The 16,167-nt window shown below is 68.3% G+C and carries 17 protein-coding genes; 8 read left to right on the forward strand and 9 right to left on the reverse strand.

Annotated elements, in window-relative coordinates:
* Positions 1 to 41: 41 nt before the first annotated feature.
* From GVN21_RS05505 to GVN21_RS05515, 3 genes are read left to right on the forward strand one after another with little or no spacing between them, the layout of a single operon-like run.
* Positions 42 to 503: a RidA family protein gene (locus tag GVN21_RS05505; protein WP_166573723.1), complete on the forward strand. Its 462-nt coding sequence runs from the start codon at positions 42 to 44 to the stop codon at positions 501 to 503.
* Positions 500 to 1,273, forward strand: coding sequence for a glycerophosphodiester phosphodiesterase (locus GVN21_RS05510; protein WP_166573724.1), 774 nt, complete (start codon positions 500 to 502; stop codon positions 1,271 to 1,273). Before GVN21_RS05505 ends, GVN21_RS05510 begins: the two co-directional genes overlap by 4 nt.
* Positions 1,237 to 2,421, forward strand: coding sequence for a GNAT family N-acetyltransferase (locus GVN21_RS05515; protein ID WP_240902778.1), 1,185 nt, complete (start codon positions 1,237 to 1,239; stop codon positions 2,419 to 2,421). The genes GVN21_RS05510 and GVN21_RS05515 overlap by 37 nt, the downstream gene beginning before the upstream one ends.
* Here the strand turns inward: GVN21_RS05515 and GVN21_RS05520 are convergent.
* Entirely contained in the window at positions 2,418 to 2,987 is a 570-nt protein-coding gene (locus GVN21_RS05520; protein ID WP_166573726.1) for a DUF4287 domain-containing protein, read from the reverse strand. The genes GVN21_RS05515 and GVN21_RS05520 overlap by 4 nt on opposite strands.
* Positions 2,988 to 3,042: 55 nt before the next feature.
* Between GVN21_RS05520 and GVN21_RS05525 the strand changes: the two genes are divergently transcribed.
* Positions 3,043 to 3,477: an HIT family protein gene (locus GVN21_RS05525; protein ID WP_166573727.1), complete on the forward strand. Its 435-nt coding sequence runs from the start codon at positions 3,043 to 3,045 to the stop codon at positions 3,475 to 3,477.
* Here the strand turns inward: GVN21_RS05525 and GVN21_RS05530 are convergent.
* Together GVN21_RS05530 and GVN21_RS05535 are read right to left on the reverse strand one after the other, a co-directional pair.
* A complete protein-coding gene (locus GVN21_RS05530; protein ID WP_166573728.1) occupies positions 3,474 to 3,893 on the reverse strand; it encodes a DnaJ domain-containing protein in 420 nt (139 codons plus the stop codon). The two genes, GVN21_RS05525 and GVN21_RS05530, sit on opposite strands and share 4 nt — an antisense overlap.
* 15 nt (positions 3,894 to 3,908) lie before the next feature.
* Positions 3,909 to 4,748, reverse strand: a complete 840-nt coding sequence (locus tag GVN21_RS05535; RefSeq protein WP_166573729.1) for a division plane positioning ATPase MipZ — start codon at positions 4,746 to 4,748, stop codon at positions 3,909 to 3,911.
* A gap of 187 nt (positions 4,749 to 4,935) precedes the next feature.
* Between GVN21_RS05535 and panC the strand changes: the two genes are divergently transcribed.
* Positions 4,936 to 5,790, forward strand: coding sequence for a pantoate--beta-alanine ligase (gene panC / locus GVN21_RS05540; protein WP_166573730.1), 855 nt, complete (start codon positions 4,936 to 4,938; stop codon positions 5,788 to 5,790).
* 1 nt (position 5,791) lies between these two features.
* On the opposite strand, the gene GVN21_RS05545 is transcribed toward panC, so the two are convergent.
* The 4 genes from GVN21_RS05545 to GVN21_RS05560 all read right to left on the reverse strand — a co-directional run bounded on the left by GVN21_RS05545 (position 5,792) and on the right by GVN21_RS05560 (position 10,485).
* Positions 5,792 to 6,199, reverse strand: coding sequence for a DUF1489 domain-containing protein (locus GVN21_RS05545; RefSeq protein WP_166573731.1), 408 nt, complete (start codon positions 6,197 to 6,199; stop codon positions 5,792 to 5,794).
* 420 nt (positions 6,200 to 6,619) lie between these two features.
* The gene (locus GVN21_RS05550; protein ID WP_166573732.1) at positions 6,620 to 8,611 is read right to left on the reverse strand and encodes an acetyl/propionyl/methylcrotonyl-CoA carboxylase subunit alpha; all 1,992 of its coding nucleotides are present in this window, start codon (positions 8,609 to 8,611) and stop codon (positions 6,620 to 6,622) included.
* 9 nt (positions 8,612 to 8,620) lie between these two features.
* Complete coding sequence (locus GVN21_RS05555; RefSeq protein ID WP_166573733.1) at positions 8,621 to 9,643, reverse strand: DUF3667 domain-containing protein; 1,023 nt, start codon at positions 9,641 to 9,643, stop codon at positions 8,621 to 8,623.
* Between the two features lie 2 nt (positions 9,644 to 9,645).
* Positions 9,646 to 10,485, reverse strand: coding sequence for an enoyl-CoA hydratase-related protein (locus tag GVN21_RS05560; protein WP_166573734.1), 840 nt, complete (start codon positions 10,483 to 10,485; stop codon positions 9,646 to 9,648).
* Between the two features lie 227 nt (positions 10,486 to 10,712).
* Between GVN21_RS05560 and GVN21_RS05565 the strand changes: the two genes are divergently transcribed.
* Positions 10,713 to 11,006, forward strand: coding sequence for a GIY-YIG nuclease family protein (locus GVN21_RS05565; RefSeq protein WP_166573735.1), 294 nt, complete (start codon positions 10,713 to 10,715; stop codon positions 11,004 to 11,006).
* A 201-nt stretch (positions 11,007 to 11,207) separates the two neighbouring features.
* Here the strand turns inward: GVN21_RS05565 and GVN21_RS05570 are convergent, their stop codons facing one another.
* Positions 11,208 to 12,815 carry a carboxyl transferase domain-containing protein gene (locus tag GVN21_RS05570; RefSeq protein ID WP_166573736.1) on the reverse strand — a complete coding sequence of 536 codons (1,608 nt, stop codon included), beginning with the start codon at positions 12,813 to 12,815 and terminating at the stop codon, positions 11,208 to 11,210.
* Positions 12,816 to 12,892: 77 nt separating this feature from the next.
* On the opposite strand from GVN21_RS05570, the gene GVN21_RS05575 reads away from it, so the two are divergent.
* Both GVN21_RS05575 and GVN21_RS05580 read left to right on the forward strand, forming a co-directional pair.
* Entirely contained in the window at positions 12,893 to 14,629 is a 1,737-nt protein-coding gene (locus tag GVN21_RS05575; RefSeq protein ID WP_346764223.1) for a patatin-like phospholipase family protein, read from the forward strand.
* Positions 14,626 to 15,348 (forward strand): hypothetical protein, encoded by a 723-nt coding sequence (locus GVN21_RS05580; protein WP_166573737.1) that lies wholly within the window; start codon positions 14,626 to 14,628, stop codon positions 15,346 to 15,348. The genes GVN21_RS05575 and GVN21_RS05580 overlap by 4 nt, the downstream gene beginning before the upstream one ends.
* Here GVN21_RS05580 and GVN21_RS05585 read toward each other — a convergent pair.
* Complete coding sequence (locus GVN21_RS05585) at positions 15,345 to 16,118, reverse strand: methyltransferase domain-containing protein (RefSeq protein ID WP_166573738.1); 774 nt, start codon at positions 16,116 to 16,118, stop codon at positions 15,345 to 15,347. The two genes, GVN21_RS05580 and GVN21_RS05585, sit on opposite strands and share 4 nt — an antisense overlap.
* Positions 16,119 to 16,167 lie beyond the last annotated feature (49 nt).

The raw sequence follows: 16,167 nt of genomic DNA on the forward strand, positions 1-16,167 counted from the left end.
TTTCGTTTCCGGCCCAGGGTTCGGCGGGCTAGTTATCGGGCATGACGACCCCCGAAGACCGCCTCGCACAGCTGGGCATCGCCCTCCCCGCCCCCGTCGCGCCGATCGCCAACTATGTGCCCTTCGTTCGATCCGGAAACCTGCTGCACATCTCCGGCCAGGTGTCGCTCGATGCCGGGGGTGGGATCACCGGCATTGTCGGCGAGGACGTTGACGCGGAGACGGCGGTGAAGGCCGCGCGACTGTGCGGCATCAACCTGATCGCCCAGATGAAGGCGGCGACCGGCGACCTGTCGAAGGTGGTCCGGGTCGTGAAGCTGGGCGGCTTCGTCCAGGCGGGGCCGGACTTTTTCGACATCCCGGCCATCGTCAACGGCTGCTCGGACCTGATGGTCGCCGTATTCGGCGACGCCGGCCGCCATGCCCGCTCGGCGGTGGGGGTCTATCGACTGCCCCGCAACTTCGCGGTCGAGGTGGACGCGGTTGTGGAGTTGGCGTCGTGAAGCATCACCCACGCCCCGCTCCGGAAGCTTTCGGCGAGGCCTGGGAGCGGCTGTTCAGCCCGCCGATCGCCCACCGCGGCCTGTGGTCGCCGGACGGCCCGCCGGAGAACAGCCTGGGCGCCTTCCAGGCCGCCTGCGCCGCTGGCTACGGCATCGAGCTGGATGTCCACCTGACCGCCGACGGGGAGGCGGTGGTGTTCCACGACTACAGCCTCGACCGGATGACCGGAACCGAAGGCAAGCTGAAGGAACGCAGCCTAGCGGATCTGCGCGAGTTGCGGCTGGCCGGGACTGACGAACCGATCCCCACCCTGGCTGAGGCGCTGGTCGAGATCGGCGGCCGGGCGCTGGTTCACATCGAGCTGAAGACGCGCTTCGGCGAGGTCGGGCCGTTGGAGAAGCGGGTCAGCGAGGTTCTGCTCGACCACCATGGCCCGACCTGTGTGATCGGCTTCAACCCCTACAGCCACGCCTGGTTCGCCGACCATCACCCACAGATCCTGCGCGGCCTGGACAGCTACGCCTGGAACGATGAGGCGGCGCAGAAGCTGGCCCCCGAGATGCGCAAGAGCTTCGCCAACCTCGAGCATGTCGACCTGGCTCGGCCGGACTTCCTGGCGCTCGACACCAAGATGCTCCCCTCCCCCCGCGCCGACGTTTTCCGCCAGCGCGGCATGCCGATCATCGCCTGGACGGTGCGCACCCTGGAGGACGGCGAGCGGCTGGAGCCCTACTGCGACAACGTCATCTTCGAGGGCTTCCGCGCGTGAATTTGAAGCCGGCGGTCAGGATCCACCGCCGCATCAACGATATCGGCAAGACCGCCTGGACCGCCTGCGCCGGCGAGGGCAATCCCTTCGTCGCCTACGACTTCCTGGATGCGCTGGAAGAGAGCGGTTGCGCCAGCGACCGCACTGGCTGGGCCCCGCACCACCTGAGCGTCGAGGACGAGGCCGGCGCCGTCGCGGCGGTGATGCCCCTCTACCTGAAGAGCCACAGCCAGGGGGAGTACGTCTTCGACTGGTCCTGGGCCGACGCCTATGAGCGGGCCGGCGGCCGTTACTACCCTAAGCTCCAGTGCGCCTCGCCCTTCTCGCCGGTGACGGGTCCCCGCCTGCTGGTGCGGCCCGACGTCGATGCGGACGAGGGCCGGCGGATGCTGCTCGGCGGCGCCCTGACCCTCTGCGAAAAGCTGGACGCCTCGGGCCTGCACGTCACCTTTCCGGAGGAGGGCGACTGGCGGTTCCTCAGCGAGGCCGGGCTGCTGGCCCGCCAGGACCAGCAGTACCACTGGGTCAACGCCGGTTACGCCACCTTCGACGACTTCCTGGCTGCCCTGTCGTCGGGGCGGCGCAAGACCATCCGACGGGAGCGCCGCGACGCCCAGGCGGGGATCGAGATCGTCGCTGTCAGCGGCGCCGACCTGACCGAAGACCACTGGGACGCCTTCTTCGCCTTCTACATGGACACCGGCTCGCGCAAATGGGGCCGCCCCTACCTGAACCGCCGGTTCTTCTCCCTGCTGGGCGAGCGAATGGCCGACCGCGTCCTGCTGGTGATGGCCAGGCGCGAGGACCGCTGGATCGCCGGCGCCCTCAACCTGATCGGCGACGATTGCCTGTACGGCCGCAACTGGGGCTGCCTTGAGGAGCGGCCGTTCCTGCATTTCGAGCTCTGCTATTACCAGGCCATCGAACAGGCGATCCGTCTCGGCCTGAAGCGGGTTGAGGCCGGCGCCCAGGGGCAGCACAAGATCGCCCGCGGCTATCTGCCCTCACCGGTCTACTCCGCTCACTGGATCGCCGACCCGATGCTGCGCGAGCCAGTGGCGCGGTATCTCGACCAGGAACGGGCGGGGGTCCAGAACGAGATGGCCTGGCTGGTGGAAGAGTACTCGCCGTTCAGGCAAGAGACTTAAGACGCGTCCCAGGACGCCTTGATAAGCTTGACCATTGTCGCGTCCACCTCATCGGGAGAGGCCAGGGTGACAGCCGCCTTCAGCCGCTCCGACCAGCCCTCGTTCCTGTAGGGCTCGAGGCGGACGTCGGCGTCCGGCGCCACGCAAAGGCCCAACCGGGCCTTGCCGCCCTTCACCGGTCGCACCGAGGCGAACTGGAAGTTCCGGGACCAGGCGCTGAATCCCTTGCGCTGGCCGGTGACCAGGCCTTCGAAATCCTGCACGACCGCCTCGATCTTCTCGAAGATGGCGGCCGAGGCCGGGTCCTTCCACAGGGCGGCGCGCAGGCCGTCGCTGTCATCCCAGCCGAGGGCTTCGGGGAAGGCCTCGTGCAGCACCTGGGCGGCGCGATTGACGCCCAGGCCATGGTGCGCCTTCAGCCATTCCGTCTGCTTTCGGCGGCCGGTCTCGGGGCAGGTCTTGGCGATGGCGACCCATTCGGAGAGGGTTTTGCCAGTGTCGCGTTCAAGGCTGGCCTGGACGGACGCGAACCACTTCTTCTGCCGTTCGGTGAGATCTTCGGCCATCGTCTTCCCCCTCGACCCTTGCTATCGAAGCGTCACGGACCCTTGGGAGTATAGCATGAGCCTCGATGGCCAATACGATGGCGGCAATATCTTCGCCAAGATCATCCGCGGCGAGATTCCCAGCGCGCGGGTGTTCGAGGATGACCGGGTGCTGGCTTTCATGGACGCGTTCCCGCAGTCGAAGGGCCATTGCCTGGTCATCTCCAAGGTCTCCGAGGCGCGTAATCTGCTCGAGGTCGAGCCGAACGTGCTGGCAGAGGTCATGGCGGCAACCCAGCGGCTAGCGCGGGCGGTGCGGCGCGCTCTGCGCCCGGATGGGATCGTAGTCACCCAGTTCAACGGGGCGCCGGCGGGACAGACCATCTTTCACCTGCATGTCCATGTCATCCCCCGTTGGGAAGGCGCGGCGATGGGCCGGCATGGCGAAGGCATGGCCGACCCCGCTGAGCTGAAGGTCCTGGCGGCGCAGATCGCGGCGGCGCTCGATTAGCGCTTCAGCAGTTGGTCGCGGGCAGCGTTCAGTTGAGCGGCCAGGCCGGTCGTGCCGCCCTTGTCCGGGTGGGCCAGGCGGATCAGGCGGCTGTAGGCGGCGTTGATCTCTGCCTCGGTGGCGTCCGGGCCGACGCCCAGGATGGCTCGGGCCTCGGCGTCGCTGGTCTTCAGGCGGGGCGCCTTATTGGCCGGGCTGACGCGGGCGGCCAGGGCCAGGGCGATGCCGGCCGCCGCCAGGGCGCCGGCGATCAGGGGGCTGCCGCGGGCGCCCATCAACAGGGCTCCCAGGAACGTCAGCGCCGCTAGGCCCCCGGCGGCGATGCGCCAGTCGCGTTTGGCGAGCCGGGGCAGAGACCGACGGCCGGTCCAGATCAGCAGGGCGATCACCGCCCCGCCGAGCAACAGATAGATCATCGGCTCACTCCCCGCCTACTCGGCGGCGAGCAACTCATCGCCCGAGAAGGCCGAAAGGCCAAGCGAATGCATCAGGGCGCGCAGTTCCTGGCGGGCGGCGACGTGGCTGAGCGCCACCGGGATCGGGCGGACCTTGGCCGACAGGTCGGCGATGGTCAGGCCGAAGGGGAAAAGCTCGCGGTAGATGACACGGTCGCGCAGGCCGGGGCCGGTGCGGAAGCCGACGCGCTTGGCCAGGGCCATCAGCCGGTCATCGACGCGCTTGCGGTTTCGGGCATCGACCGATGCTAGACGGTTGCGCAGCACCACCCAGTCGAGGGCCTGTCGCTGGCCGGCCAAGGCGCGCGCCTTGCGGGCCTCCCAGACGGTCTCCGAATAGAGGCTGGGCTTTTCGAGTTCGAGGGTCACCGGGTTGACGCTGCCCAGCATGTCGAAGTCGACGAAGCTGTCGTTCATCGGGGTGACGATCAGGTCGGCGCGGGCGTGGGCCGCGCGGCTGAGCGCGGTGTCGCCGCCAGGGGTGTCGATGACCAGGAAGTCGGCGTCCTGGTGGCCGGCGGCGAAGGCCTGTTCGAAGGCGGCCAGCTGCTGGGCGGCCTCGGCGCGGGCGAGGGCGACGCCATCCTCGGCCGGGTGGCGGGCGAGGGGCATGGGCAGCGACACATCGGTCTGAGCGGCCAGCCAGGCGGCGCGGTTGCGATAGAACTTGCCGAGCGAGGACTGGCGCAGGTCGAGATCCATGATCGCCACCTTCGCACCGCCGTGCAGCAGGGCGGCGGTCAGGTGGATGGCGATGGTGGACTTGCCGGCCCCGCCCTTCTCGTTGCCCACGACGATTACGCGGGGTTGTTGCATGGCGGTCTCCTTCCGCGGCGGCCGCGACTCACTGGTCGCAGGCGCTTCACGAGACACCCGCCAGGTCATGGGGGTCAACGCGACCCGCCCGGTTGTCCACAGGCGTGTGGACGCACCCGCCGCGTCTGGACTTGGCACCCCGTCACGCGCCATAAGCCGAACCCCTTACGCCACAAGGAGGCGGACCATGGCCGGCAGCCCCCAGATCGTCCGGACTGTACCCGATCTGCGCGCACGGGTCGCGGCCTGGCGCGCGGCAGGCGAAACTGTCGCCATGGTTCCCACCATGGGGGCATTGCACGCCGGCCACTTGTCGCTGGTGAAACTGGGGCTGGAGCGGGCGAGCCACGTGGTCGCCTCCATCTTCGTCAACCCGGCCCAGTTCGCCCCGCACGAGGACTTCGACGCCTATCCGCGCGGCGAAGGACGCGACGCGGCGCTGCTCGGTGAGGCCGGCTGCGCGCTGATCTTCGCGCCGGGCGTGGCGCAGATGTATCCGCCGGGGTTCGCCACGCGGGTGGCGGTGGACGGGGTCTCGGGGCCGTTGGAAGGGGAGAAGCGGCCGCAATTCTTCGGCGGGGTGGCGACCGTGGTGGCCAAGCTGCTCATCCAGTGCGGGCCGGACGTCGCCCTGTTCGGGGAGAAGGACTACCAGCAACTCCTGGTCATCAAGCGGATGGCGCGGGACCTGGACCTGCCGACGGAGATCATCGGGGGGCCGACGGTGCGGGAAGCGGACGGCTTGGCCATGTCTTCGCGCAACGCCTACCTGTCGGTGGAAGAGCGCAAGACGGCGGCGCTGGTTCCGGTCGTGATGGCCCAGGCGGTGGAGCGGCTGCGCGCCGGCGTCGCGGCCGAGGCTGTGGAGGCGGAGGCGATCGCCCGGCTGGAAGCGGCGGGCTTTGGGCCGGTCGACTATGTGCAGGCGCATGATGGGGAGACCATGGAGCGGCTGGGGCCGGGACCCGTAGGCGCCGGCGCGCGGCTGTTCGTGGCGGCGTGGCTGGGCAAGACCCGGCTGATCGACAACTGGGCGGTTTGACCTACCACGCCCCCAGTTCGCGCAGCTGCTTCGCCAGGTCCTGATCCATCACCTCCCCTGCCCCGTTGGCGAGGTCAGGCGGGGCGTCCTTGGGGTCGAGGTATCGCCAGCCCTGGAAGGGCCGGCGGAGTTGGGGGGCGGTTTCGATCAGGTCCGGGGCCAGCATGAAACGCACGGGCTGGTGGCCGGCCTGGCCGGTGAGGATGTCGGTGATGGTCTGGCGAGCGAGGACCTGGCCCTTGATCACCCAGTAGAGCGATCCGCCGTCGAGAATTTCGGCCGCGCGTTTGGGCGCCATCCGCGTCGGACAGTAGGACGGATGGCCCTGGGCGGCCCGCTGGGCGCGCCAGTCGCGCAGCTCCTGAAGGCTTTCGACCCCGACGCAGAGCTTGATGATGTGGAGCGGCATGGGGCGGGATTTAAGCCCTGGGGCTACGGATGGAAGAGCCATCGAAGCGGTTGACCATTATACCGCAATCGGGTTTGGCTAGGGTGTTGTTTTCGCGTGCTTTTGCGTTGGCCGAGTGTCGGCGGATGTGGGTCGGGGCGTAGGTTGGACTGTAGGTCGACCGACTGCGGATGTGGGTCGAAAACAGCCCGGAGCGACCTACGGGGGGCGACGGTCCAGCCGCGTCGGGGTGCGGGAATATGTCTAGAGTATTCAAGTTATCCAGGAATTTCCGCCCTTTACTCCGTCATCCCGGACGACCCGAAAGGGGCGATCCGGGACCCAGGGGCGGTGCGCACGGCGGCTGAAGCAGCGAGACCACGCCCCCTGGGTCCCGGCTCTCCGGGCTTCGCCCTGCGGCCGGGAAGACGGTTGTGGGGGTCAGGCCGCTTCGAGCTTCGCCAGCACCACCCCTTCGCTCACCTGCCCACCGGGCACGGCGTTGAGCTCGGCCACGACACCATCGAAGGGGGCGGCCAGGGCGTGTTCCATCTTCATGGCCTCTAGGACCAGCAGGGTCTGGCCCTTGGTCACCGTGTCGCCGGCCTTGACCGAGACGGAGACGATCTTGCCAGGCATGGGGGAGAGAATGGAGCCGTCGGATGCCCCGGCCGCGGAGTCGCCGGTCGCCCGGGGCAGGTGGAAGGCGAAGGCGTCGCCGCCCTCGAAGACGATGAACTCATCGTCCGTCGAGGCGGTCGAAAGCAGGTCCTCGCCGACCCAGACGCCGTCGGACAGCGGGCCGACCTTCACGGTCTCGTCGCCAACCTTGATCGACCACCAGGTCCAGTGGCCGTCGTGTCCGCCGCTGAGGCCGACGTCAAAGCGCTGGTCGGCCGTGGCGATGCGAAATGGCGCCTGCGCCGAAGCGCTCATGCGAAACCCGGTCAGCCCCTTCGGCTGAGTATTCCAGGGCGAACCCGCAGCTTGCGGCGCGCCGGAGCGATAGGCCTGTTCGTCGATCAGCCCACCAGCGGCGGCGGCAATGGCGGCCGAGCTGGGCTCGCGGGCGCCGGCCAGAGAATCCAGGCGAGCCTCGATGAAGCCTGTGTCGACGTCACCGCAGATGAAGTCGGGATGGCTGGCGCAACGGGACAGGAAGCCAGCGTTGGTTTTGACCGGCCAGACTTCCACGGTGGCGCAGGCCTGCGCCAAGTCTTCGGCCGCCATTTCGCGATTCTCGGCGTGGACGATGATCTTGGCGATCATCGGGTCGTAGAAGGGCGAGACCTCGCCGCCCTGCACGACGGCGCTATCGACCCGGGCTTCGTCGTCGGGCAGGTGAAAGATATCCAGCGGCCCCGTGCTGGGCAGGAAGCCGGTCGCAGGGTTCTCCGCATACAGCCGCGCCTCCATCGCCCAACCGTCGATCTGCAGCTCGTCCTGCGTCAGCGGCAGCGGCTCGCCGCTGGCCACCCGCAGCTGCCATTCCACCAGGTCCTGGCCGGTGATCATTTCCGTCACCGGGTGCTCGACCTGCAGCCGGGTGTTCATTTCCATGAACCAGATGCGGTCAGCCCGCAGGCCCTCGGACGCGTCGGCGATGAATTCGATGGTGCCGGCGCCTTCGTAGTTGACGGCGCGGGCCGCCTTGACGGCCGCCTCGCAGACCACTGCGCGGGTGGCGGCGTCCATGCCGGGGGCCGGGGCTTCCTCGATGACCTTCTGGTGGCGGCGCTGGAGGGAGCAGTCGCGTTCGAAGAGGTGGACGACGTTGCCGTGCTGGTCGCCAAAGACCTGCACCTCGATGTGGCGGGGGCGGGTGACGTATTTTTCGATCAGCACCTTCTGGTCGCCGAAGCTGGCGGCGGCCTCGCGCTGGCAGCTGGCCAGGGCGGCGGCGAACTCGCTGGCGTTGAGGACCTTGCGCATGCCCTTGCCGCCGCCGCCGGCCACGGCCTTGATCAGCACGGGGTAGCCGATGGCGTCGGCTTCCTTCTGCAGGCGCTCGGGGGACTGGTCGTCGCCGAGGTAGCCGGGGGTGACCGGGACGCCGGCGTCGGCCATGCGTTTCTTGGCGGCGTCCTTCAGACCCATGGCGTCGATGGCGGCCGGCGGCGGGCCGACCCAGACGAGGCCGGCGTCGATCACCGCCTGGGCGAAGGCCGCGTTCTCCGACAGGAAGCCGTAGCCGGGGTGTATGGCGGCGGCGTTCGTCTGTCTGGCCGCGGCGAGGATCTTTTCCGGGACCAGGTAGCTTTCGCGCGCCGGGGACGGGCCGATGTGCACCGCCTCGTCCGCCTCGCGGACGTGGGGGGCGTTGGCGTCGGCGTCCGAGTAGACGGCGATGGTGCGCACGCCGAGCTTGCGGGCGGTGCGGATGATGCGCCGGGCGATCTCGCCCCGGTTGGCGATCAGGAGACTCTCGATCATGGGGCCTTCTTAGCCGAAGACGCCGAGTGCGACGACGGCCGCGAAGAAAAGACCGAGTCCGATAAGCGTGAGGAAGCCCATGAGCATTCCAATGCCGACCGCGCCAGGCCAGCTCATGCTGTAGGCGACCTTCAGGTGCCGGACGACATGGACGGGGACGAACAGCATCCAGAAGAACGTCCAGACACCGCGCAGGCCTGGCGGCAGCATGAAGCCGAGGGCGACGAGCAGGGAGAGAAAGCCCAGACCGTACAGCGTTACGGTGGCATGGTCGTAGAGGCTGTAGCCGCGCTTGTAGATCAGCAGAAGCCAAAGGATGGCCATCGAGACGGGGACCATCAGGAAGCTGAGTTTGTAGAGTAGGGTCTTCACCTTGTAGAAGTAATAGTCGAAATTCTCGACCTTCTTCATGATCACGGCTTCGGCGTCCGTGGCGAATTTCTCGGGCCCGTCGACGGGTTCGCCCGGATTCGCTTTCATCGCCTCCACGCGCTCGTGCTGCTGCTTCAACATCAGCTCGCGGGCCTCTTTGCCCTTCACGACATTGACGCCATTGATGTTCACAGCGTCGCCTTCCGGGTAGTGGATCAGCGCCGGGATGGTGAACATCAGGAAGACGGCGAACAGGAAGATGTGCAGCGGGGCGACATAGCGGGCGCGCTTGCCCTCGATCCAGTCGCGGCTGAGCCGGCCCGGCCGCCAGGCCAGCAGTGGGAGGGTGCGCCACAGGCGACCGTCGAAGTGCGCGATGCCCTCGACGAACTCGTGCAGCAGATGGCCCAGCTTGTTGTGCAGGTGGGCTTGCTGGCCGCACTCATGGCAGTAATGGCCGACCAGGGGCGTGACGCAGTTGGCGCAGGTCTTCCCGGGGTCGGCGGGAGCCGGCGGCTGGCCGGGTGTCGGGTGTTCCGGATCGACGGCGGGACCAGCGGCGGCCTCGGCCGGGGCGGCCTTGGGCGCGCGCGGCTTGCGCGGGCGTTTGGGGGCCGCCGCGGCCTCGGTCGGTTCGGTCGTCTTCGCCCCCCTCGCCATGGCTACTCAGCCCAGCCCGGCTTGCGCTTCTCGAGGAAGGCCAGGACGCCTTCCCTGCCCTCTTCGCTGACCCTTCGGGCGGCGATGCGCTTGGCGGTCTCTTCCATGACACCGCGGTCGATCTCGGCGCCCTCGATGTCGTTGACCAGGTCCTTGGCGTCGGCCACGGCGCCGGGAGCGCAGGCCTTGATGGCGGTGCTCAGATCAGCTCGGACGGCGTCGAAGGCGGCGGCATCGGCAACCACCTGGCCGACCAGGCCGAAGCCCTGGGCCTCGGCTGCGGTGAAGACCCGGCCGGTCGCGAACAGCGCCTTGGCGTTGCGGGCGCCGATGGCGCGGATGACATAGGGGCTGATCGTCGCTGGGGTGAGGCCGAGCTTCACCTCCGAGAAGGCGAAGGTGGAGCGTTCGGTGGCCACGGCCATGTCGCAGGCCGCCGCCAGGCCGGCGCCGCCGCCGAAGGCCGGGCCGTCGACCAAGGCGACAGTCAGCTGCGGCAGGTCGTGCAGGGCCTTGAGCATGGAGGCCAGGCCCATGGCGTCCTCGCGGTTGTCCGACTCCGACCACTCGACGGCGGCCTTCATCCATTCCAGGTCCGCCCCGGCGCTGAAGGCGTCGCCAGCGCCGGTCAGGAAGACCAGCCGCACGCCGTCGGCGTCCCGCAGGGTCTCGAAGGTCTGATGCAGGGCGGCGATCACCTCGGCGTTGAAGGCGTTCTTCTTGGCGGCGCGGTTGAGGGTGACGGTGGCGATCCCGTCGGGGGTCGCCTCGAGCAGGACGAGGTCGGACAGGGCGTCGGTGTCGGGGACTTCGACGAGGGGGTCGGCGATGGGGTTGGTCATGGGGGGATTGGTACGGCGGATTGGGAGTGGCGTGAAGCGTTCGTTGATCATTGTTCTTTGTTTGTTCCTGCTCTACTCTTCCGTCATCCCGGCCGGAGGGCGAAGCCCGGAGAGCCGGGACCCAGGGCGGCGCGCGTGGGCGGCTGCGACAGCGAGTTCTCGCCCTCCTGGGTCCCGGCTCTCCGCCCGGCTGCGCCGAGCTACGGCCGGGATGACGGGAGGTGGGGATGGACAAAGTTTTCCACGTCTACATGCTGGCGAGCGGACGCAATGGGACTTTGTACGTCGGGGTCACTGGGCATCTGGCGCATCGGGTCTGGATGCACAAGGAAGGCGGCGGCAGCGCCTTCACCAGTAAGTACGGGATCAAGCGGCTGGTCTGGTATCAGGAGTTTCAATCGGCCCTGGAGGCCATAGCGTTCGAGAAGCGGCTCAAGCGGTGGCGGCGGGCGTGGAAGCTGGGACTGATCGAGAGGGAGAACCCGCAGTGGCTCGATCTGTATGAGACGCTCAATCAGTAGGCCGACCGGCCTACTTAAGTCCCCGCAAATCTTCCGTCATCCCGGCCGCAGCTCGGCGAAGCCGGGCGGAGAGCCGGGACCCAGGGGGTGCGTGATCTCGATATCGAACGCGGCTTTGTGGCCGGTGCGCGGCAACCCCTGGGTCCCGGCTCTCCGGGCTTCGCCCTACGGCCGGGATGACGGGCTTTTTGTAGTACAGGGCTACATTCTGAAGACGCCGAACTGCGTTTCCGGCACCGGGGCGTTTAGTGAGGCCGAAATCGCCAGGCCCAGCACATCCCGCGTCTGGGCCGGGTCGATCACCCCGTCGTCCCAAAGCCGCGACGTCGCGTGGTACGGATTGCCCTCGTCCTCGTACTTCTGGCGCACCGGCGCCTTGAAGGCTTCTTCCTCGTCCTTTGTCCATTTGTCGGCATCGCGGTGGACAGTGGCCAGCACGCTTGCCGCCTGCTCCCCGCCCATGACGCTGATGCGGCTGTTGGGCCAGGTGAACAGGAAGCGCGGGGAATAGGCGCGGCCGCACATGCCGTAGTTGCCGGCGCCGAAGCTGCCGCCGATGAGGACGGTGAACTTCGGCACGTTGGCGGAGGCGACGGCGGTGACCATCTTGGCCCCGTCCTTGGCGATGCCGCCGGCCTCGTATTTGCCGCCGACCATGAAGCCGGAGATGTTCTGCAGGAAGACCAGCGGAATCTTTCGCTTGCAGGCCAGCTCGATGAAGTGGGCCGCTTTCTGGGCGCTTTCGCTGAACAGCACGCCGTTGTTGGCCAGGATGGCGACCGGATAGCCCCAGATGCGGGCGAAGCCGCAGACCAAGCTGGTGCCGTAGAGGGCCTTGAACTCGTCGAACTCGCTGGCGTCGACGATGCGGGCGATGACCTCGTGGACGTCGTAGGGGGCGCGGACGTCGGCGGGGACGATGCCGTACAGTTCGGACGGGTCGAAGGCGGGCGGACGGGGCTCGCGGACGTCCAGTTCCTGGGGCTTCACGGTATTCAGGTTGGCGACGATGCCCCGGACGATCTCCAGCGCGTGCTCGTCATTGGCGGCGACATGGTCGACCACGCCGGAGCGGCGGCCGTGGACGTCGGCGCCGCCAAGGTCGGTGGCGGAGATGACCTCGCCGGTGGCGGCCTTCACCAGCGGCGGGCCGGCCAGGAAGATGGTGCCCTGGCTTTCTTCGCCCGAACCCCGGACGATGACCGTCTCATCGCTCATGGCGGGCACATAGGCGCCGCCGGCGGTGCAGGAGCCCATGACGCAGGCGATCTGGGGGATGTTCTCGGCGCTCATCCGGGCCTGGTTGAAGAAGATGCGGCCGAAGTGATCGCGGTCGGGGAAGACTTCCGCCTGGTGGGGCAGGTTCGCGCCGCCGCTGTCGACCAGGTAGATGCAGGGCAGACGGTTCTGCTGGGCGATCTCCTGGGCGCGGAGGTGCTTCTTGACCGTCATCGGGTAGTAGGTGCCGCCCTTCACCGTGGCGTCATTGGCGACGATCATCACCTCGCGGCCCGAGACCCGGCCGATGCCGCAGATCAGGCCGGCGGCGGCGATCTCGCCGTCATAGAGGTCGAAGGCGGCCAGCTGGCCGATCTCCAGGAACGGCGAGCCGGGGTCGAGCAGGCGTTCGACGCGCTCGCGGGGGAGGAGCTTGCCGCGCGAGGTGTGGCGCTGGCGGGCGTTTTCGGGGCCGCCAAGGGCCGCCTTGGCGACGCGCTCGCGGAGCTCCTCGACAAGGCCGCGATTGACGGCGGCGTTGCGGGCGAAGGACTCGCCGGACGTGTCGATGGCGGAGGTGAGTTTCGGCATTACGGAGGGATAGCCCGTGTCTTTCCGGCCAACAATGGCCGTCGCGGCGGCCGCTGACTCAGGATAGCGTCCGCCCAGTGGTCGGGACCAACACCTATCGGCAGGACACCGCGCTGACCCGGCTCTTCGAGCGGGAGCTGGAGGCCGGGCGCGCCAGCTGGTTCTCACTCCCGGGCGGGATGGTGCTGTTTGAGGCCGGGGAGCGGTCGGGGCAGATCTTCCTGGTCCATGCGGGCAAGCTGGGCGCGTTTCGCAAGGAAGAGGGGCTGGACCGGCAGTTCGTTGGGGTGATCCGTCCGGGCGAACCGGCCGGCGAGATGGCCATGATCGGCGGAACCGCGCACACCGCCAGGGTGGTGGCGCTGCGGGATTCGGAAATCCTGTCGCTGTCGGCCGACCAGTTCTTCGACGCCGCGGACAGCGATCCGGACGTGATGATCGAGATCGCCCGGCTGATGCTCAACCGGGCGCGCTCGGCCAGTACGCGAGCCTCGACCGGGGACCCGGCGGTGTTCGGCTTCACCGCCGCCGAAGGGACAGGGAAGATCCGGCCACTGGTCGGGCGGATCGCCCGGTCGATGGCCGAGATGGGCCATGCGGTGACGGTGGTCGGTTCCGAGGCGGCCAGCGCGCCGACCGAGTGGTTCAGCAATGTGGAAGCCGACCACGAGTTCGTCCTCTATGTGGGCGAGGCGGGGGAGAACGCCTGGAAACAGGTGGTCGGGCGGCAGGTGGACCGGCTGTTCCGCGTCGGGCGCGGCGACCGCCCGCCGCCCGCCGCCACGCTGGAGCCCATGGCGGAGGCCCTGGAGGCCCACAAGCTGGTCGACCTGATCCTGTTGCAGCCCGCCGGACGGAACCATCCGCAAGGGTCGGAGGCCTGGCTGGAGGCCACGGGCGCGGCGCGTCTGTTCCATATGCGGACCGATTCCCAGCCGTGCGCGGCGCGGCTGGCGCGGGTCCTGACCGGGCGTTCGGTGGGGCTGGTGCTGTCGGGCGGCGGGGCGCGGGCCTATGCGCATATCGGCGCGCTGAGGGCGCTGAGAGAGACGAACACGCCGGTCGATTTCGTCGGCGGCTGCTCGATGGGGGCGATCATCGCCGCCAGCCTGGCCATGGGCTGGGACGGCGAGGAGCTGGAGCGGCGCATCCGCAAGGCGTTCGTCGAGACCAGCCCCCTGGACGACATCGCCTTTCCGCTTCTCGCCCTGACCGGCGGTCGGAAGGTGGATGAGCGGCTGGAGGAGCATTTCGGCGAGGTCGCGATCCCGGACCTGTGGCTGCCCTTCTATTGCCTGTCCTCGAACCTGACCTCGGGCGGCTACCAGTTGCACCAGCGGGGGCGGCTGCGTGACGCCTTGCGGGCGACCATCGCCCTGCCCGGCGTGATGCCGCCAAGCACGCTGGCCGGCGATGTGCTGGTCGATGGGGCGGTGATGAAGAACTTCCCGGCCGACATCATGCGCAGCCTGCAGCGGGGGCCGGTGGTGGGGGTGGATGTGACGCGGGGGCGCAGCATCAGTTCGGACGACATCTCCATCCCTTCGTTGTGGAAATGGGTGCTGTCGGGGGAGTGGCGGAAGGGACCGCCGATCGTGGCGCTGCTGATGCGGGCGGCGACCCTGTCGACCAACCGCGAGGTGATCGCCGCGCGGGATGCGACGGACCTGCTGGTGCTGCCCGACGTCGATCACATCGACATCCGGGACTGGAAGGCGTTCGAGGTGGCGGCGGCGGCCGGATATGCGGCCACGATGGCTCAGCTGGAAAAGCTGGAACGGCCGGTGACGGAGTTGAGGCGGGTGAAGGCATGAGTGCGCGGCGAGACATCAGCGTCGGCCGGGTGATCGACCGGGCGCTGGCGTCATTCCGGGCCCTGGCAGCACCGGCGATCCTGATCATGCTGCTGCTGAGCGCTTTGCCGGAAATGGGCGCGGCGTGGGCCATCAACCAGGGGCGGATCACGACCATCTGGGCGACAATTCTTCAACTCCTGCTGTGGGTTCCGCTGTTGCTGGCGCAGGCGACCATCATCCACGCCGCACAACAGCGGCAGGCGGGTCGAGATACGCCGTTCCTGCAGAGCTTGCGGGCGGCCGGGGAGCGGTTTGCCTATGTGCTGGTGATCAGCATCCTGACCGGGATCGGCGTAATCATCGGGCTGATCTTCCTGGTGGTTCCGGGCGTCTATCTGGCGGTGCTGTGGTGCGTGGCGATTCCGGCGCAGATGAGTCGTCGCGAGGGCGTTTTGGACGCCATCAACGAAAGCGGAGACCTGACCGAGGGGCGTCGATGGAAGGTGCTGGCCGCTTGTGTGATTGGTGTGGTCGTCAGCGCGGTCCCGAGTGTGGTGATCTACATTCTCAACGTCCAGGATCAGCTGAATTCCACTTTTGTAGACGTGATCCTTTCCCCCTTGGTCAACACCGTCAGCCATCTGGTGACCGCATTCGGCGCGGCAGCGCTCTACCACGAACTGCGGTGGCGAGACGGCGGGCAGTCGGAGGACAGCACCGCGGCCGTCTTCGACTAGCGCCGCGCCACCATGAACAGGCGCGGGAATGGGAACAGGGTCACCCCCTCCTCGCGCGGCGGGAAGACGGTCCCGATGTTGGCGGTGAAGGCAGCCAGGAAGGCGGCCCGCTCGTCCGAGTCGGGAAGCGCGTCCAGGTAGGGTCTCAGCGCCGTGCCCATCATCCAATCGACCACCGGGTCCTGGCCTTCGAGGACGTGCAGGTAGGTGGTGGACCAGATGTCGACCATCGCGCAACTGCTCGACAGCCAGCCGTAATAGTCATCGAGGCTGGGGGTCGGCTGGATCAGCCGTGCGGCGGCGGTGCGATGAGCCCAAGGGCCTTCGGCGGCGGTCTCGCGCAGCACCTGGTGGTGGCGGGTCTCGAAAGCCGTCGGCATCTGGCAGGCGAAAACGCCGCCGGGGGCCAGGGCGGCGGCGAGGCGTGGAAACAGGGCGGCATGGTTGGGGAGCCACTGCAGGGCCGCGTTGGTGAAGATCAGGTCGGGCGCTTGCGGCGGGTCGAAGGCGGCGATGTCGGCCTGCACCCAGGTGACCGGCTCGGGCCGGGCGGCGGCCTTGGCCAGCATCTGGGGGCTTGAGTCGAGGCCATGAACCTTGGCGCCCGGGTGGCGACGGGCCAGCAGCGCCGCCTGCTCGCCGGTTCCGCAGCCGAGGTCCCAGATGGTGCGAGGGTCCAGGTCGGCCGGAATCTGCAGAAGAAGATCGAGCGCGGGGCGGTCACGATAGCCCTTGTAGCGTTCGTAGATGTCGGGATCCCAGGTCGGCATGCCCCCTGCCCTACACCGGTTCGGTGGCGCCTGTCCCGTGACCGGTTAT

The sequence above is a fragment of the Caulobacter sp. SLTY genome (genome assembly GCF_009905535.1).
Lineage (GTDB): Bacteria > Pseudomonadota > Alphaproteobacteria > Caulobacterales > Caulobacteraceae > Caulobacter.

What these genes read in the sequence shown, in the direction of transcription:
- GVN21_RS05505 (WP_166573723.1), top strand. Translation starts at nt 42, where the DNA reads ATGACGACCCCCGAAGACCGCCTCGCACAGCTGGGCATCGCCCTCCCC.
- GVN21_RS05570 (WP_166573736.1), bottom strand. Translation starts at nt 12,815, where the DNA reads ATGCCGAAACTCACCTCCGCCATCGACACGTCCGGCGAGTCCTTCGCC.
- GVN21_RS05545 (WP_166573731.1), bottom strand. Translation starts at nt 6,199, where the DNA reads ATGCCGCTCCACATCATCAAGCTCTGCGTCGGGGTCGAAAGCCTTCAG.
- GVN21_RS05565 (WP_166573735.1), top strand. Translation starts at nt 10,713, where the DNA reads ATGGACAAAGTTTTCCACGTCTACATGCTGGCGAGCGGACGCAATGGG.
- GVN21_RS05560 (WP_166573734.1), bottom strand. Translation starts at nt 10,485, where the DNA reads ATGACCAACCCCATCGCCGACCCCCTCGTCGAAGTCCCCGACACCGAC.
- GVN21_RS05535 (WP_166573729.1), bottom strand. Translation starts at nt 4,748, where the DNA reads ATGCAACAACCCCGCGTAATCGTCGTGGGCAACGAGAAGGGCGGGGCC.
- GVN21_RS05525 (WP_166573727.1), top strand. Translation starts at nt 3,043, where the DNA reads ATGAGCCTCGATGGCCAATACGATGGCGGCAATATCTTCGCCAAGATC.
- GVN21_RS05580 (WP_166573737.1), top strand. Translation starts at nt 14,626, where the DNA reads ATGAGTGCGCGGCGAGACATCAGCGTCGGCCGGGTGATCGACCGGGCG.
- GVN21_RS05520 (WP_166573726.1), bottom strand. Translation starts at nt 2,987, where the DNA reads ATGGCCGAAGATCTCACCGAACGGCAGAAGAAGTGGTTCGCGTCCGTC.
- GVN21_RS05550 (WP_166573732.1), bottom strand. Translation starts at nt 8,611, where the DNA reads ATGATCGAGAGTCTCCTGATCGCCAACCGGGGCGAGATCGCCCGGCGC.
- GVN21_RS05530 (WP_166573728.1), bottom strand. Translation starts at nt 3,893, where the DNA reads ATGATCTATCTGTTGCTCGGCGGGGCGGTGATCGCCCTGCTGATCTGG.
- GVN21_RS05585 (WP_166573738.1), bottom strand. Translation starts at nt 16,118, where the DNA reads ATGCCGACCTGGGATCCCGACATCTACGAACGCTACAAGGGCTATCGT.
- GVN21_RS05555 (WP_166573733.1), bottom strand. Translation starts at nt 9,643, where the DNA reads ATGGCGAGGGGGGCGAAGACGACCGAACCGACCGAGGCCGCGGCGGCC.
- panC (WP_166573730.1), top strand. Translation starts at nt 4,936, where the DNA reads ATGGCCGGCAGCCCCCAGATCGTCCGGACTGTACCCGATCTGCGCGCA.